Below are 14847 nucleotides of genomic sequence, written 5' to 3'. Positions count from 1 at the left end.
GAATGAATAGTGAAGAGAAAATAAGAAGTGCTTTTGAAAATAAAAACTGGCAGGAAATCAAGGTAACAGACTCCTGGCAAATTTTCAAAATCATGGCCGAGTTTGTAGATGGTTTTGAGAAACTTGCCAAAATTGGTCCCTGTGTATCCATCTTTGGTTCTGCGAGAACCGCCGAGACAAACCCCTACTATCAAATTGCGGTAGACTGTGGTCGCTTGCTTACCGAGCGCGGATATGGTGTAATCACCGGTGGAGGTCCAGGTATTATGGAAGCTGGTAATAAAGGTGCACACATGAACGGTGGTAAATCGGTAGGTTTAAACATTGAACTTCCATTTGAGCAGTTCCATAACAAATACATCGATCACAACAAATTGCTGGAGTTCGACTATTTCTTCATCCGTAAGGTGATGTTCATGAAATACTCACAGGGCTTCATCGTACTGCCTGGTGGAATGGGAACCATGGATGAGCTTTTTGAGGCCATCACACTGATTCAAACTGGTAAAGTGGCACGTTTCCCAATCGTATTGGTTGGTAAAGATTACTGGAGTGGCTTGGTAGATTGGATCACCAATACCATGCTTAAGAAAGAACATAACATCCACGCAGAAGATCTAAACCTCTTCCGCCTGGTAGATACAGCAGAAGAAGCTGCAGAACACATCTTCAGGTTCTACGATAAGTATGTCCTGAAGCCAAACTTCTAGTCGTTCCCTGGCACATTTGCCAGAAACCGTTATTAGATTTAAACATAAAAGCCCTGCACAAACAAACCGTTGTGCAGGGCTTTTCCATTATAAAACTTCGTTAATCTAAGTGACTCACCCCACCAGACACCACCAGCTTCATGGCTTCTGCTGCGCTGATGTTAAGTGGCATAATGTTTTCGTTCTTCACAATGTATACCTGCCCGGCAAAAGAGTAAGAGAAAGGGAAATAGACGATTGCCTCCCCTGGCAGTCCGATTGATGATAAATCGTTCTGTGTTAAGAAACCGATACGCTTTAAACCGCCTTCAACATGCACCAATACCGGATGGTTGAATTTTTTTTCGTCTCCAACAAAGGCTTCTGTAAGGTCCTTTATGGATGAATATATAAACTTTAGAATTGGCAACTTGTCCAGCATCTTGCTAAACCAGTTGTACATGGGTTCCGTAACGAGGTTCGTCACGAAAATACCGGCGGCAAGGATAATGGTGATCACCATACCCAAACCAAGCCCTGGAATATTCCGGTTTTCACCTGTTCTGGGGTCTACGCCCAGTATGTTATTTAGGTTCAGCCAGCTATCAACAGTCGTTACCGCCCAAATCACAATAAACACGCTCAGTGCGATTGGCAACACGACCAATAAGCCTTTGATAAAATAATTGATTAAGGCCCTGCCTACTTTGTTCATGCCGCAAAACTACTCATAAAAATACACTCGCTTTACTCTTTGAGAAATATTTGTCAGGATCTCATACGGGATCGTTTGGATTTGTTCAGCCAGCATTTCTATGGTAAGCACATCATCGAAAACAACCACCTCATCACCTGTTTTTACATCCAATCCCGTAACATCCAGCATGCACATATCCATGCAAATTGAACCAATGGTCGGTACAGCCGTTCCATTTACCAACATCCGGCCTACGCCATTGCCGAACATGCGGCTATAACCGTCCGCATACCCGATCTTCACGGTCGCAATACTGCCATCCTGCGGCATCACACCCCTGCGACTATAGCCAACTGATTCATTTGCTTTAACCTGTCTAACCTGCGTCACTGTGGTCTTCAATCTGGCTACCGTCTGCAAGCCCCTGTTGTTCTTCAACGCTGCATCAAAGCCATATAATCCGATGCCAACCCGTACCATATCCAACTGTGCGTCGGGCACACGCGTAATCCCTGCTGTATTCGCGATGTGTTTTAAAGGTTCATAGCCCACAGCCGCTGAGATCCTTCCAGCAATCTCATTAAAGACTTCAAGCTGTTGTCTGGTAAAAGCATCATGCACTGCGTCATCACTAGCCACGAGGTGCGAGAAGATGCTTCTCACTTTGATCCGCTTAGTACGCTGGAGTGCGTTAAGCAAAGTTTCAATATCACCTTCCTCGAAACCTAATCGGTGCATCCCGGTATCTATTTTTAAGTGTACCGGAAAGGTGCCCGCATTATTTTCCATAAAAGCATTGAACTGTTCAAGAATTTCAAGGCTGTAGATCTCGGGTTCAAGTTGGTAGCATACAATGGCATCAAATGCTGCAGGTTCAGGACTCATCACCATGATGGGCAGCTTAATGCCTGCACGACGAAGCGCTATGCCCTCATCTGTATAGGCAACGGCGAGGTAATCTACTTTATGGTACTGCAACACATTTGCAATCTCGAAACTCCCACTGCCGTAAGAAAATGCCTTAACCATCGCCATAACTTTCACGCCGGGCTTCAGCTTAGCACGATAAAACTGCAGGTTGTTAGCGAGTGCGCTTAAGTCAATCTCCAATACCGTGTCATGGACTTTTTGTGTCAGCCGCTTACTGATGCGCTCAAATTCAAAAACCCTTGCACCTTTCACCAGTATACTCTCATTCTGAAAATGAAGATTTGGTAAATCTTCCAGGAAGGCAACTGTGTTGGGGTAAAACTTACTGTCTCCGGGCAGAAGATGTTTATGGGCGGAAAGATCCGGACCAATACCTATTAAATGTTTAATCTGCTTCTGGGCGAGCAAGTCGGCAATTTCTGCATATAGCGCAGCCTTGCTCCTGCCGGTTTCAAAAAGATCAGAAAGAATGACGGTCTTACGTTCATGCTGATTTTGCAGGTTTAGAAAATCCAGCGCGATCGCCAGAGAGGAAATGTCCGCGCTATAAGAATCATCAATAATGGAACACTGATTGATCCCATTCTTCAACTCCAGACGCATGCCCACCATCATCAAGCCATTTAACCTTGATGCGGCAACAGCAACATCGTAGCCCATTGCAATTAGTGTTGCCCAGCAGATCACCGCATTTTCCAGAGATGCTTTATCACTAAATGGCAGCATGCAGCTAACCTTCTTTCCTTTAACAATTGCTGTAAGTAGTGTACGGTGATCCTTTGTTTCACAGGAAATTACCTGTAGGTCCGCCTTACTATTAAAGCTCCAGCTAAATTTCCTTTTCCCGGGTAATTGCGCTTCCGGGATGCCAGTTGTGTAAGCTGGACTATAAACAAAGACGACTACATCCTTGAATAATTTCAGCTTCTCTAAAAGCTTTTCTTCCATTGTGAAAAAACCTTCCGCATGTGCTTCACCGATATTGGTCAGCACCCCGATGCCTGGACGAATCATCGCTTCCAGCACGGCCATTTCTCCCGGTCGGGAAATCCCAGCTTCGATGATGCCGAGGTCATGCGCCTGATCGATTTCCCAAAGCGACAGTGCCACGCCAATCTGCGAGTTAAAACTCTTCGGACTCTTCACCACATTGAAGTCGTTAGCCAATAACTGGTAAAGCCATTCCTTCACAATTGTCTTACCGTTGCTCCCGGTGATGCCGATAACCTTTAAGTCATAAAGACTCCGGTTGTGTGCAGACAGCTGCTGCAGCGCCCGCAGCACATCAGCTACAAGGAGATAATTCGCATCCACATACCGGGTTGTGTAAGCGCGATCACTAACTACAAAACTCCGCACCCCATTATTGTAGGCATCGGAAATAAATTGGTGACCATCCCTGTGACCTTGCAGGGCGAAAAAGAGTGAGGCATCCGGATTGATCAGCCGCCGGCTATCAATAACGAGATGTTCAACTTCTAAATCTTCAACAATCGTGCTTTCCAATGCAGGTAGTAGTGCTGCAATTTTCTGGATGGTATAATGTTGTCTGTTCAATGTGGTTACCTTGAATGAAAATACGCTGCTAAGGTAGGAAACAGTTTGGCACGACTTTATTGCATTTCAAATTTTGAAACTAAATCAACGATATGACCGCTAAGCATCAATGGAAGTTACTTGCATTTGGATTATTCATGGCATTTGGAAGATATCCGATCTCCTGGTTGCTCTCGTCAAACCGGAAAGTTAAAAAACCCGGGATCCTGCCATCAAGAAGCCGTGGCTATCTAACCTGTAGTAGTGGCAACATTTACTACGTTGAACTGGATGGTCCACAGGACGCTGAGGCAATCGTGTACCTGCATGGATTAAATGCAAGTGGCTTACAATGGTACTACCAGCGTGCCTACTTTCGCAAAAAATATAAATTGCTGTTTATTGATGCCCCTGGTCATGGAAGATCTCCCGCCCCGGTTAATGCGGACACAGATGTGCTTGCCCAGGACCTGGCAGAAGTACTGGAGATGCTTAGCATCAAAAACCCAGTTGTACACGGGCACAGTATGGGTGGCATGGTCACCATGAAGTATGCAGCCGGGCCAGGCAAGCAAAATGTGAAAGGCATCATTGTACAACATTCGGGCTATTCGCATCCTTTTAAAACCACCATATTCCCGAAAACGCTTCTGGCACTTGAATTACCGGTGATTAGGCCTTACCTGGCCTTTGCGAAGCGACATCCATTGTTCTTCCGGATCATCAGCATGGTGAATTACCTGAATGGCCTAAGCCTGTTTTCTTACAGGTACCTGCTTTTTTCCGGTGAGCAAACGGCCTCGCAGTTACGCTTTATGACAAGAATTGCGGCCTTCAATCCACCAGAAGGCATTGCCGATGCATTCCTTGGCATTCTCGATTATGATGCGACCACAGCACTTCCGCAGATACAGGTGCCGGCCTTGATTCTGACAGCTGCACAAGACCCGATATTAATTCAGGAGGCAGGCGTTTATTTGGAAACACAAATACCGAACGCTAAACACCTTCAGGTAGATAGTGGTCACCTTAGCCTTATGGAACATGCCGTTGAGCTCAATGTAATGATCAACGACTTTCTGGAAGCCCCCGAACTAATGGATCATCGCGAGGACCAGCTTATGTAAGTGTGCTTTCGATCTTTCTTTAAGCAGCGCGACAAATTTCTTCTCAGGCATTTTCTTCAAATCATTCACATCACGGTAGTAGGCCTGATTAAAGACAATGTGGTTGATCGATCCCGTTAACGTACTGGTTACCAGGGAGACGTCAATGTCGGGATCAAACTCCCCTGCAGCTGCACCAGCTTCAAAGATCGATTTTAACAGATAGTGATTCCGATGCCGCATTGTATTGAAATGTTCCATCAACGAAGCCTGCGAATCGCTCGCCTGCAGCTGGTACAAAAGCTTATAAAAGTGCTTTTGTTCAAAAACCTTATCTATATAAAAGTTGATGATTGCCATAATGTGTTCCAGGTTACTGGAGCTTTGAAGATGAAGTGTTGGCAGTAGTTTATCTAAGTCCGTGGTCCGATAATCTAGGATCGCTTTAACAAGTTTCTCTTTAGACCCAAAGTAGTAAGAGATCATGGCAGAGTTTACCGAAGCGTGCTTCGCTATATCTCTGATAGAAGTTTCCGCATAACCGTTCTCTGAAAATAGCCTTTCGGCACATTCCATCAAATGAATTTTTTTGGTATTTAGCTCCATATGTTAAACCGCTTTTTGTTCACCTAACTGAGCCAAAATATAAATTATATTTCTAAATGTCACCCAGTCTACATAAACCTGTTGTTACAATAGGGTCTGTTAGTAAAAAGCACGGCTACTTAGATCCTGATGGATACCATGGATAACCTATATGTTTGCCCGCGCAGGGCAGGTTAATCGACCACGACGAACCGACTAAAACAAAATGATGCTGATTTTGTAATTAGCTTTAAACATTAGGATATGAAAACAGCGATCATCATTGGAGCAACCGGACTTGTAGGTAATCAACTCCTCCACCTTTTACTTCATGATGATCGCTTTTCAAAACTGCTCGTATTTGTCCGCCGGTCTACCGGTATACAACATGAAAAGATTGAGGAGCACATCATTAACTTTGATCGACCTGCTGAATGGATGCATCTGGTAAAAGGTGACGTCCTTTTCTCCGCACTCGGCACAACTTTAAAACAGGCCGGGAGCAAAGACAAACAATATACCATTGACTATACCTATCAGTACCAGTTTGCACAGGCAGCGGCCCAAAATCAGGTGCCAACCTATGTGTTGATCTCTGCAGCCTCTTCAAGTCCGGATTCCAAAATTTTCTACTCGCGCATGAAAGGCGAACTGGAACGTGATGTCAAGGCTCTGCCTTTTAAACACATCACCATCATTCAGCCAGGACTGCTACATGGCGATCGGCAGGAAGAGCGGTTCGGTGAACAGCTTGCATACAAGGTCTTAAATGTTGTGAATGCTATAGGCTTGTTCAAACAGTATAGACCAATATCAGGAAAAACAGTAGCGATGGCCATGCACAATGCCGCACTTCAATCCAAGCCAGGTGTACATACGCATACCCTGGCACAGGTATTTGACCTTGCAAAATAGTCTTCCTAATGTTTTACTTGATAACGCTTACCGGTTGCTTAAACTCATCTATCGCAACAAAGGTAAAGTTACCTTGTATGGCAAGTTCACGACCCTCAGCGTACATCTGTTCGATGTAGATCTCTACTGCAACTTTAAGACTTGTATTTCCAATGTGTACAACCCTGCCGATTAACTCTACAATGGTACCCGCCGGTATTGGTCTTTTGAAATCTATTTTGTCGCTGCTTACCGTTACCATGATTTGTCTGCTGAACCTGGTCGCGGTGATGAAAGCGACTTCATCCATCATGTGCATGGCTGTTCCGCCAAACAGCGTATCATAATGGTTTGTCGTATTTGGGAATACAGCTTTGAATATTCTGGTTTCTGATCCGTTGATCCGTTCTTCTATCGTCATGTCGCGTGTTGTTTTGCCTGGCATTAGCTGGTTTTTTCTGCAAAAGTAACATTTATGCTGATTTACCAGCCAGATGCCATAGCCATGGCGGTTTTGCCTCCCCTTTCTGGTGAATGATCTCCTGCTGAATCACATTAATAAGCAATTGATGACCACATACTGGACACTCCAGTACATATGCATTGAACCTGAACTTCAAACGCCTTAGTTGGGCAGGTCCGGGAACATCAATCAGCCCCTCATGTTTGCGACAAATTATTTTCATATTCAAAATTACATGAAGCAAATGTCGGAGGTATTAACAGGATGTTAAGCTAAGTGCGCAGAAACTAAATAGACACGGAATTTGCGAGCTGACGTGCATTGATCTTTGATCGTAGTTTCCAGATTGGATTGGCTGCAACGCTAAGGATTTTACCATTATATCGAACGCCACCATTAAGGAGCTTCGCAAACAAAGCCAACCAAGTACAGATGCCTCTTTCCAGTATCCAGCAAGGTGCATAGAATGATGCTGTCAAAGGAAAATGTTTTGCGCCACCATGTCGTCTTCGCCCTACCTCCGCAATCCCAATGGATGAACCAAGCAGCAGCAAAGGCAGCAAAGCAGAAACAAATCCTGCTGCAATCAGCGCAGGCATCAGCAAAAAGAAGATTACAAGTTTAGTGGGCTGCGCATAGTCGTCATAAGCCTGCCGAACGCGTTGAGACCAGAAGTGTTTCGCCGTTGGCGGCAGTCGCTCCACAAACATATCCGGTTTGTATAGTACTTTACCCCCACCTGCCTGAATGGTTCGCATGAGTTCCAGATTTTCGAACAGCACATCTCCATCATAACCGCCCAAGGCATTAATAAAATCACGTTGCAGGGCAAGTGTTCCTGGGTAATCGTGGTGCAAAGCTCGGTTTAGCAGCGTTCGGGCAGTGTCCCACTGTGCGTGCCATGGATTAGGTGCGAAATAGTTTTGAGGTACAATCAAATGCGCTTCATCAAGAAGTTGCGTCATGTGTTCCAGCTGCGCCACGGTATACCTGATGTCGTCATCAGCAATCACCACCTTATCATGCTGCGCAGTTCGAAAACCAGTCATCACGCCATTTACCTTACCGTTGATAAAGGTAAAGGACGCAGCTGGCGGGATATGCTTTCCAAAGTGAGCCCAGGCTTCATGGTGCCGCTTGAAGTTAGCAGCAGCAGAGCCGTCTATAATAAGCAGCTCTACATGGGCGGAAATGGATTCCAGATAACCGGTAAGCTCGTCTATGTCTTGCCCGGCATCCCACTTGATGGGTAACACATAACTCAGGCGCATCTTATGATCTCGTATTGTATGGGTTTAAATGCCCAGTTGTTTGATTGTTCTGCTGAACAAGCGGTAAGTCCAACCACCAAATCCATCTTTGCTTCAAACAACATGTAATCTCCAGCTTTACTTTGTGGCGGATCAACAGAAAGCGTTCCGTCCGGACTAAATTGAACATTCATAAATATGTTGAATGCCGTAGGGATATCATCTGGTTCAATGCCAAAAGAAGCCAGATTTGTATAAAGGTTCTCAAAGCAGCTTGGATGGTATTCTGGATTTTCATACAGAATCTGGAAAGTCTCCGGGCTGCATGGCGCAAGCAGGAAGTCGTTTCTGCCATTTGTATCCTCCAGTATTTCCATCATCTTGTGACTACGGTTACTCCAGAGGTGATGACCTTTAGTAATCAATATGGTGTTTTCAAAGTCAAGGGTTTTCCCGGAGGAGATCTTTTCACGCTTGTCTGAAGCATTAAATAAGACCATGTCGCTCACCTGTTCCCCTTGCGGATCAATAACTTTCAGTCGGTCTCCAGCTTTTAATTCGAATGCAGCGCCGGTTTGTTTTTGTATGGTTTCTATCATAGATTAAATAAGGTGTTTAGATATGTGGATTGGCAAGAGCAGCAAGCTCCGACATACTCCTATTTTTGCTTAGAAATGGACACTTCCAACTTTCATCAACCTCACGCCCACTATACTGTGGTGCTTCCAAACCCTGCCCATGATCCTTAAGCATTGGATTAATCCCACCGTCGTAATTGTTTTCTCTGGTTCTAATGGTCTGCTTCATTTTCTCATATACCCCAGAATCGCGAAGTACTTCAAACTGCTTATGGAGGTTAAACGCCATGGCTGTAAAGCCAAACCGGCGTGCGCGTCTGCTCGCTTGGGGATGAAGCCCCACCACGAAAAATGCGTAACCGTTGAAGCTGAAGCTAAAGTTCGGATCTGAAGGGTCACTGGACACCGAAGGATCCCATTCCGCATCCACGTCAGCATCATGTAACTGCTGCAACTGTTCCCACAGCTTCTTCTCAAAGTCGATCTCTGAGTCAACCTTATCTTCAAACACCGCAATCATAGACATGTAGTTGCAGTCCGTCCCAAGGGAATCCTCAATATATAACTTTAAATCACGTGCAAGCGCAGCCGTGCTTTCTTCAACTCCCATGCGATCGTACACGCCAAGTCTGTATTGCTTTGTGTTAAATGCAGCCTTCGCACCTACACAGGGATATTCCGTAGTATCTACCTTTCTGATAAACTCTTGGTTGATCTGCCATGCCCTAAGGTTGTTTTCCGCTGTAATCTGCTCTGGCAGGAAGTAGGTGTCACTATGTTTAACTTTAATTTCCATATTATTCCTAATATTTGACAGCTTAATACTGAGGTTAAGAACAAGAAGAACAGCTTTAATTTTGGTTTTGTTTGAAGTTATATACTAGACCTGCACCGTACTTCCCCTGCAACTTCACGCATCGGCATACACGCTTTGTTCCTGTGCATAACACGCTTTGTAGCTGGTGAAGTACCCAAATTGCCGAAACCTCAAACCTAGCAGCCGCCCAGTTGTAGTTATGGCAATCACCTATTGAAAACTTAAATTTTAACATTATGAAAAGAGTAATTTTTTCGACAGCAATAATTGCACTGGCTATGAACTATGCAGTTGCACAAACGGGAACAACAGGAACAGGTACGGGAACTAGCGGGAGTGGTACTACTGGGACCGGAACTATTGGAACCGGAACAGGTACTACCGGGACAGGTACTGGAACAATCGGAACTGGTACAACAGGAACCGGCACCATTGGTACTGGAACAACTGGAACTGGAACAATAGGTACTGGTACTACAGGAACTGGTACAATTGGCACCGGAACAATCGGTACGGGCACTGGTACAACTGGAACTGGCACAATTGGTACCGGAACTACTGGAACAGGAACTACTGGAACAGGAACTGGTACGATTGGAACTGGAACAATTGGTACAGGCACCACCGGAACTGGAACTATTGGCACTGGAACCGGCACTACAGGTACTGGAACAATGGGTACTGGTAAAGCAGGAACCGGAACTACAGTTAATGAAAGAAAAGGAAAAGTTAAACCGGGTAAAACCACTGGTACAACTGGAACTGGCACTATGGGCACCACTGGAACTGGTACCACTGGTACAACAGGTTCAGGTACAACCGGCACCACTGGATCGGGTTCAACAACTGGAACTACAGGAACAGGAACGATTCCTCCGATGTAATTCCAAAAAAGAAAATGATAATAAAGGGTGTGACGTTGTCACACCCTTTTTTTGCTTAAAGCATTAACTATATACAAATAATCAACTGCTTTACTGGGTCAAACGCGTGGTTTAAAGGCCCATCCCCGGCACCGGTAAGCACATCCTTGCCGGCTTCCAATGCGGCATTCACGTAGTCTTTTGCCCGTTTAATCGCTTCAACAATCGGTAGACCCAAGGCAAGGTTAGCTGCGATTGCCGCTGAGAGGGTACATCCTGTGCCATGTGTGTTTGTCGTTTGAACTGCCTTAGCTGAAAAAACCTGGTGTGCACCACTGACGTCCATATAAACATCATTCATCACGGGCCCTGCCAGATGACCACCTTTAAGTAAAACACCGCGACAGCCCATGTCCAGCATCGACGCTGCAGCCGTAAACATATCTGCCAAGCTTTCTATTTTTCGTCCACAAAGTAATGATGCTTCATCAATGTTGGGTGTGAGCAGGTTTGCGGACTTCAGCAAACCACACTTTATGGCCGCAACCGTATCATCCTCTATTAGTCTATGCCCGCTGGTTGAGATCATTACCGGATCAAACACTACGGGAACGTTGGGATAGTCCATCAATGTACTTGAAATTACCGCTGCCAGGGCAGCGGTATGCACCATTCCAATCTTTATCGCTGAGGGGCGGATGTCATCGAGCACAGCCCGGATCTGCGCTGCCACAATCGAAGGTGGGATGCTATGTATTCCCCTCACACCAAGTGTGTTCTGAACAGTTACCGCCGTGATCGCAGATGTGCCATAGCATCCAAGCGCTGCAAAAGTTTTCAGGTCCGCCTGAATCCCCGCACCACCCCCACTATCCGAGCCGGCAATTGTTAATACCCGAACATACTGGTTTTGCAAACACGAACTCATGACATCAAACAATTATCCCAGTCCTTCCAAACGGCCTCATACCCTTGTGCAGCAATCATCGCTGCGATCTCTTTCGGGGAGCGTTCATCGGAGATTTCGAACTGTTCCAGTGATTGCGGGTCCACAGCATAGCCGCCCGGATTGGTTTTGGAGCCAGCACTGATGGAAGTAATACCAAGTTTCACAATGTTATTCCGGAAAGACTCCGATTCCCTCGTGGATATGGATAGCTCCAGTTCCTTATTGAATATTCTGTATGCGCAGATTAACTGAACCAGTTCTGCATCACTCATCTCAACCTTGGGTGCTAATCCGCCGCTGAAGGGCCTTAATCTCGGAAAGGAGATGCTGTACTTACTTTTCCAGTATTTACGCTCCAAAAAAGAGAGATGCAATGCAGTGAAAAAGACATCCGTGCGCCAATCCTCCAGTCCAATCAGAACACCCAAGCCCATCTTGTGTATGCCGGCAGCGCCGATGCGCTCAGGTGTTTCCAGCCGGTATTTGAAGTTCGACTTTTTACCTTTAGGATGATGCTTTTTATAATCTTCCTTATGGTAAGTCTCCTGGTACACCAATACGGTGCTGAGTCCGTATGGTTTTAAGACTTCATAATCTTCCACTTCCAGCGGCTGCACCTCCATAGCAATACTTGCAAAATGTGGTTTTATCAATTGCAGCACGCTTTTGAAATATGCCACATCTACGTGCAGGTTGTGCTCACCTGTAACCAGCAACACATGATCGTAGCCCATTTCCTTGATCCTGGCAACTTCCTGCATGATCTCTATTGGATTTAGCGTCTTACGTTTCACCTTATTGTCTAAGCTAAATCCACAGTAGGTGCAAATGTTGTTGCATTCATTTGAAAGGTACAGTGGTACATACATCTGGATAACCTTACCAAAGCGTTTCAACGTTGCCGCACGACTTAACTGGGCCATTTCCTCCAGAAAGGGGGCTGCTGCCGGAGAGATCAAGGCTTTAAAATCCTCCAGGGTTGGCTTTTCTGTGGACAATGCCCTTCTGACATCTGCAGCAGTTTTACGGTATATACTTGCTTTTACAACATCCCAGTCGTATTGCTCAAAAATATCAATGAAATTATTCATCCAGGAAAGAAGTTAATGGGCTGCTGGCAACAGCGTGTGAGAAAGTTGGTGCAAGTTTCGCTTCGAAAGCCATTCTTCCGGCTTCTACCGCCAATTTAAAAGCATGTGCCATGTTCACCGGATCTGCGGACACCGCTATTGCAGTATTCACAAGTACAGCATCCGCACCAAGTTCCATCGCCCAGGCCGCATGAGACGGTGAGCCAATGCCTGCATCAACGATAACCGGTACATTACTTTGATCAATAATGATCTCCAGGAAATCTAAGGTACGTAAACCCTTGTTGCTGCCAATGGGAGCACCCAGCGGCATCACCGCAGCAGTGCCCACATCCTCCAGCCGCTTACACAGTACGGGATCTGCATGAATGTATGGCAATACGATAAACCCGAGTTTTGCGAGTTCTTCAGTGGCCTTCAACGTTTCTATCGGGTCCGGCAACAAATACTTCGGATCGGGATGTATTTCAAGCTTGATCCAGTTTGTTTCCAGGGCTTCCCGGGCAAGTTGCGCCGCGAAGACTGCTTCCTTCGCCGTACGAACACCGGAGGTGTTTGGCAGTAGGTTTAGATGCGAAGCACCCAGGTGTCGCATCAAATCATCTGAGCCGGTGTGATCAAGACTAACGCGTTTAAGCGCCACGGTAACAAGTTCTGTTTCGGAGGCAAGTAGCGCCGCTTCCATGATGCTGGAGTCACTAAATTTCCCAGTGCCGGTAAAGAGGCGCGACGTAAAGCTGCGATCTGCAATTTTTAACATGATGCTGGTTTTAAGTGGTTGGTTCTGGAATTTAATTCGATATTCAATGTCTGGACGACTTCCTGAGCATCAGCAGCATGGGTGATCAGACCGGATACGGCGACGCCATATATACCAAGGCGCATGAGCCTCCTTACATCCGCAAGGGCTATCCCACCGATCGCCACAACCGGAATATCTATGCCCTGCCCCGAAAGCTGATTCAGGATTGACTGGTAGCCTTCAAATCCAAGTAGCGGACTCAAGTTTTTCTTCGTGCTGGTAAACCTCAGGGGTCCAAGTCCGATATAATCAGCACCTTCATTTACCCTTTGTATAACATGCTCATGCGTGTTTGCCGTACCGCCAATGATCATGTCCGGGCCAACGATCTTTCTTGCCTCAGGAATGGCCATATCAAGCAGCCCAAGATGTACACCCTGAGCACCAACCGCGACGGCAATCTCGGGATCATCGTTAATAATCAATTTTGCACCGAAGGTGTCACTTAGCGCTTTAGCCTGTAAGGCTTGCTCGTGGGTGTATGCGCTAGACTGATCCTTTATCCGGAGCTGTATCCAACGGCAACCTGCACCTAACGCCTGTTCAATGGCTGGGATATGACTGCCAGACGGATCTGCCTGAGAAATGTACTGAAGTTTGTTTATCATGGTTTTAGGTTAATTTGTTTCGCTGTTCTTGATTAAGAGGCACGCATGATCCAGGGCTAGAAAGTTTTCCACCGGAGATTGCCCAATGTTCCAGATGGCACCCAGCACGGCCAGTCCATCGAAATTCATCGCGCTGACCTGCTCAACATGGCGCACTTCAATGCCACCCAATGCGATCACGGCCGGCCAGCCTGATTTCGTATCAAGGCGAAAATTCGTTGGCAATTTTGAGCGGTACCCTGCTTTGGAAATACTGTCGAACACGGGACTGAAGAACACGTATTCAAATGCGCTACACGACGCAATTGAATCCAGGTCGTGAATGGACGTACTCAGTTTTATACCAGGTTGTTGTTGATCTGCAAAGCCTGAAGCCGCATGGTGTTGCCGCAGCTGCTCCGGATAGTGCCTGCGGGGCAATTGAAATTCATCACAAAGCGCGTGATGTTGATGCAAGACCAGCATGTGTCGGTAAGCCGGATCGATCTGTTCAATCAGAATTCTCAATGCCGGGATGCTCGCCTCGGGCTTGCGGAGATGAAAAATATTCATGCCTGCATCAAACAAGGCATTGATGACGTCGCCCTCTTCCTTGAAAAGATGCGGCGTAGACATCACGATAAGCTTCATGTTAACCGCCCTGTGTTGCCTTAATGACCATGACCTCATCACCTGCCTGCAGCAGATGTGTTGGCCATGTAGGCCTGGCAATGATATTCTTGTTCAAAGCAATGGCAACTCCTTTTTCGGGTATCTGCGGCAAAAGCTGGAACAATTCAGTGATACTGCACCGATCTGGAATTTCGAAGGTTTTTTGATTTACGGTAACTTCCATCATGTATACGATTTTATACTTTAGGAATGGTCCCGCAGGAGGAAAGAAAGGCAACACGTGATGTGTTCCCGTCACTTTTCCCTTCGGCAGTACGAACTGCATCAGGTTCAAAGGGTATTATCTCAGTCCATTCGGACACCCCTAAAGTATTGTA

General features: G+C 46.1%; 18 protein-coding genes and 1 riboswitch. Of the genes, 4 read left to right on the top strand and 14 right to left on the bottom strand.

Going from position 1 to position 14847, the window contains the following annotated elements; translation table 11 throughout:
- Positions 1–2 precede the first annotated feature (2 nt).
- Entirely contained in the window at positions 3–710 is a 708-nt protein-coding gene (locus IEW69_RS02260) for an LOG family protein (protein ID WP_188625191.1), read from the top strand.
- A gap of 100 nt (positions 711–810) precedes the next feature.
- Here IEW69_RS02260 and IEW69_RS02255 read toward each other — a convergent pair whose 3' ends face one another.
- Both IEW69_RS02255 and IEW69_RS02250 read right to left on the bottom strand, forming a co-directional pair.
- Positions 811–1404 carry a DUF502 domain-containing protein gene (locus tag IEW69_RS02255; protein ID WP_188625190.1) on the bottom strand — a complete coding sequence of 198 codons (594 nt, stop codon included), beginning with the start codon at positions 1402–1404 and terminating at the stop codon, positions 811–813.
- A 9-nt stretch (positions 1405–1413) separates the two neighbouring features.
- The gene (locus IEW69_RS02250; protein WP_188625189.1) at positions 1414–3873 is read right to left on the bottom strand and encodes a bifunctional UDP-N-acetylmuramoyl-tripeptide:D-alanyl-D-alanine ligase/alanine racemase; all 2460 of its coding nucleotides are present in this window, start codon (positions 3871–3873) and stop codon (positions 1414–1416) included.
- A 92-nt stretch (positions 3874–3965) separates the two neighbouring features.
- Here IEW69_RS02250 and IEW69_RS02245 point away from each other — a divergent pair, with 92 nt between their 5' ends.
- A complete protein-coding gene (locus IEW69_RS02245; protein ID WP_188625188.1) occupies positions 3966–4979 on the top strand; it encodes an alpha/beta fold hydrolase in 1014 nt (337 codons plus the stop codon).
- On the opposite strand, the gene IEW69_RS02240 is transcribed toward IEW69_RS02245, so the two are convergent.
- Positions 4947–5534 (bottom strand): TetR/AcrR family transcriptional regulator, encoded by a 588-nt coding sequence (locus IEW69_RS02240; RefSeq protein ID WP_188625187.1) that lies wholly within the window; start codon positions 5532–5534, stop codon positions 4947–4949. The two genes, IEW69_RS02245 and IEW69_RS02240, sit on opposite strands and share 33 nt — an antisense overlap.
- A gap of 273 nt (positions 5535–5807) precedes the next feature.
- Between IEW69_RS02240 and IEW69_RS02235 the strand changes: the two genes are divergently transcribed.
- Complete coding sequence (locus IEW69_RS02235) at positions 5808–6458, top strand: NAD(P)H-binding protein (RefSeq protein WP_188625186.1); 651 nt, start codon at positions 5808–5810, stop codon at positions 6456–6458.
- A 13-nt stretch (positions 6459–6471) separates the two neighbouring features.
- Here the strand turns inward: IEW69_RS02235 and IEW69_RS02230 are convergent, their stop codons facing one another.
- From IEW69_RS02230 to gntA, 5 genes are all read right to left on the bottom strand, one after another.
- On the bottom strand, positions 6472–6858 hold the full coding sequence (locus tag IEW69_RS02230; protein WP_188625185.1) for an acyl-CoA thioesterase: 387 nt from the start codon (positions 6856–6858) through the stop codon (positions 6472–6474).
- A gap of 52 nt (positions 6859–6910) precedes the next feature.
- Complete coding sequence (locus tag IEW69_RS02225) at positions 6911–7123, bottom strand: hypothetical protein (protein ID WP_188625184.1); 213 nt, start codon at positions 7121–7123, stop codon at positions 6911–6913.
- Positions 7124–7187: 64 nt separating this feature from the next.
- Positions 7188–8171 carry a glycosyltransferase family 2 protein gene (locus tag IEW69_RS02220; protein WP_188625183.1) on the bottom strand — a complete coding sequence of 328 codons (984 nt, stop codon included), beginning with the start codon at positions 8169–8171 and terminating at the stop codon, positions 7188–7190.
- Positions 8162–8749: a DUF1989 domain-containing protein gene (locus IEW69_RS02215; protein WP_188625182.1), complete on the bottom strand. Its 588-nt coding sequence runs from the start codon at positions 8747–8749 to the stop codon at positions 8162–8164. Before IEW69_RS02215 ends, IEW69_RS02220 begins: the two co-directional genes overlap by 10 nt.
- A gap of 16 nt (positions 8750–8765) precedes the next feature.
- Positions 8766–9524 (bottom strand): guanitoxin biosynthesis heme-dependent pre-guanitoxin N-hydroxylase GntA, encoded by a 759-nt coding sequence (gene gntA, locus IEW69_RS02210; RefSeq protein ID WP_188625181.1) that lies wholly within the window; start codon positions 9522–9524, stop codon positions 8766–8768.
- A 257-nt stretch (positions 9525–9781) separates the two neighbouring features.
- Between gntA and IEW69_RS02205 the strand changes: the two genes are divergently transcribed.
- Positions 9782–10429, top strand: coding sequence for a hypothetical protein (locus IEW69_RS02205; protein ID WP_188625180.1), 648 nt, complete (start codon positions 9782–9784; stop codon positions 10427–10429).
- Positions 10430–10496: 67 nt separating this feature from the next.
- On the opposite strand, the gene thiD is transcribed toward IEW69_RS02205, so the two are convergent.
- The 6 genes from thiD to thiS form a co-directional block, all read right to left on the bottom strand.
- Positions 10497–11336 carry a bifunctional hydroxymethylpyrimidine kinase/phosphomethylpyrimidine kinase gene (gene thiD, locus IEW69_RS02200; protein WP_188625179.1) on the bottom strand — a complete coding sequence of 280 codons (840 nt, stop codon included), beginning with the start codon at positions 11334–11336 and terminating at the stop codon, positions 10497–10499.
- A complete protein-coding gene (thiH, locus tag IEW69_RS02195) occupies positions 11333–12448 on the bottom strand; it encodes a 2-iminoacetate synthase ThiH (RefSeq protein ID WP_188625178.1) in 1116 nt (371 codons plus the stop codon). Before thiH ends, thiD begins: the two co-directional genes overlap by 4 nt.
- A complete protein-coding gene (locus IEW69_RS02190) occupies positions 12441–13208 on the bottom strand; it encodes a thiazole synthase (protein WP_188625177.1) in 768 nt (255 codons plus the stop codon). Before IEW69_RS02190 ends, thiH begins: the two co-directional genes overlap by 8 nt.
- Positions 13202–13858 (bottom strand): thiamine phosphate synthase, encoded by a 657-nt coding sequence (locus IEW69_RS02185; RefSeq protein WP_188625176.1) that lies wholly within the window; start codon positions 13856–13858, stop codon positions 13202–13204. Before IEW69_RS02185 ends, IEW69_RS02190 begins: the two co-directional genes overlap by 7 nt.
- A gap of 9 nt (positions 13859–13867) precedes the next feature.
- Positions 13868–14527 (bottom strand): thiamine phosphate synthase, encoded by a 660-nt coding sequence (locus tag IEW69_RS02180; RefSeq protein WP_188625175.1) that lies wholly within the window; start codon positions 14525–14527, stop codon positions 13868–13870.
- Positions 14490–14795 carry a sulfur carrier protein ThiS gene (gene thiS / locus IEW69_RS02175; RefSeq protein ID WP_188625174.1) on the bottom strand — a complete coding sequence of 102 codons (306 nt, stop codon included), beginning with the start codon at positions 14793–14795 and terminating at the stop codon, positions 14490–14492. The genes IEW69_RS02180 and thiS overlap by 38 nt, the downstream gene beginning before the upstream one ends.
- Positions 14755–14846: riboswitch (TPP riboswitch) on the bottom strand. Its footprint overlaps the gene before it by 41 nt.
- Position 14847 lies beyond the last annotated feature (1 nt).

Source organism: Pedobacter quisquiliarum, assembly GCF_014642175.1.
Taxonomy (GTDB): Bacteria; Bacteroidota; Bacteroidia; order Sphingobacteriales; family Sphingobacteriaceae; genus Pedobacter; species Pedobacter quisquiliarum.
Note: the sequence above shows the minus strand (reverse complement) of the source record. Positions and strands in the feature narration are given on the sequence as shown.

Bases quoted from the DNA above. Each gene is read 5' to 3' on its own strand.
- IEW69_RS02260 (WP_188625191.1), top strand. From the start codon at position 3: ATGAATAGTGAAGAGAAAATAAGAAGTGCTTTTGAAAATAAAAACTGG.
- IEW69_RS02255 (WP_188625190.1), bottom strand. From the start codon at position 1,404: ATGAACAAAGTAGGCAGGGCCTTAATCAATTATTTTATCAAAGGCTTA.
- IEW69_RS02245 (WP_188625188.1), top strand. From the start codon at position 3,966: ATGACCGCTAAGCATCAATGGAAGTTACTTGCATTTGGATTATTCATG.
- IEW69_RS02240 (WP_188625187.1), bottom strand. From the start codon at position 5,534: ATGGAATGTGCCGAAAGGCTATTTTCAGAGAACGGTTATGCGGAAACT.
- IEW69_RS02235 (WP_188625186.1), top strand. From the start codon at position 5,808: ATGAAAACAGCGATCATCATTGGAGCAACCGGACTTGTAGGTAATCAA.
- IEW69_RS02230 (WP_188625185.1), bottom strand. From the start codon at position 6,858: ATGACGATAGAAGAACGGATCAACGGATCAGAAACCAGAATATTCAAA.
- IEW69_RS02225 (WP_188625184.1), bottom strand. From the start codon at position 7,123: ATGAAAATAATTTGTCGCAAACATGAGGGGCTGATTGATGTTCCCGGA.
- IEW69_RS02220 (WP_188625183.1), bottom strand. From the start codon at position 8,171: ATGCGCCTGAGTTATGTGTTACCCATCAAGTGGGATGCCGGGCAAGAC.
- IEW69_RS02215 (WP_188625182.1), bottom strand. From the start codon at position 8,749: ATGATAGAAACCATACAAAAACAAACCGGCGCTGCATTCGAATTAAAA.
- gntA (WP_188625181.1), bottom strand. From the start codon at position 9,524: ATGGAAATTAAAGTTAAACATAGTGACACCTACTTCCTGCCAGAGCAG.
- IEW69_RS02205 (WP_188625180.1), top strand. From the start codon at position 9,782: ATGAAAAGAGTAATTTTTTCGACAGCAATAATTGCACTGGCTATGAAC.
- thiD (WP_188625179.1), bottom strand. From the start codon at position 11,336: ATGAGTTCGTGTTTGCAAAACCAGTATGTTCGGGTATTAACAATTGCC.
- thiH (WP_188625178.1), bottom strand. From the start codon at position 12,448: ATGAATAATTTCATTGATATTTTTGAGCAATACGACTGGGATGTTGTA.
- IEW69_RS02190 (WP_188625177.1), bottom strand. From the start codon at position 13,208: ATGTTAAAAATTGCAGATCGCAGCTTTACGTCGCGCCTCTTTACCGGC.
- IEW69_RS02185 (WP_188625176.1), bottom strand. From the start codon at position 13,858: ATGATAAACAAACTTCAGTACATTTCTCAGGCAGATCCGTCTGGCAGT.
- IEW69_RS02180 (WP_188625175.1), bottom strand. From the start codon at position 14,527: ATGAGGTCATGGTCATTAAGGCAACACAGGGCGGTTAACATGAAGCTT.
- thiS (WP_188625174.1), bottom strand. From the start codon at position 14,795: ATGCAGTTCGTACTGCCGAAGGGAAAAGTGACGGGAACACATCACGTG.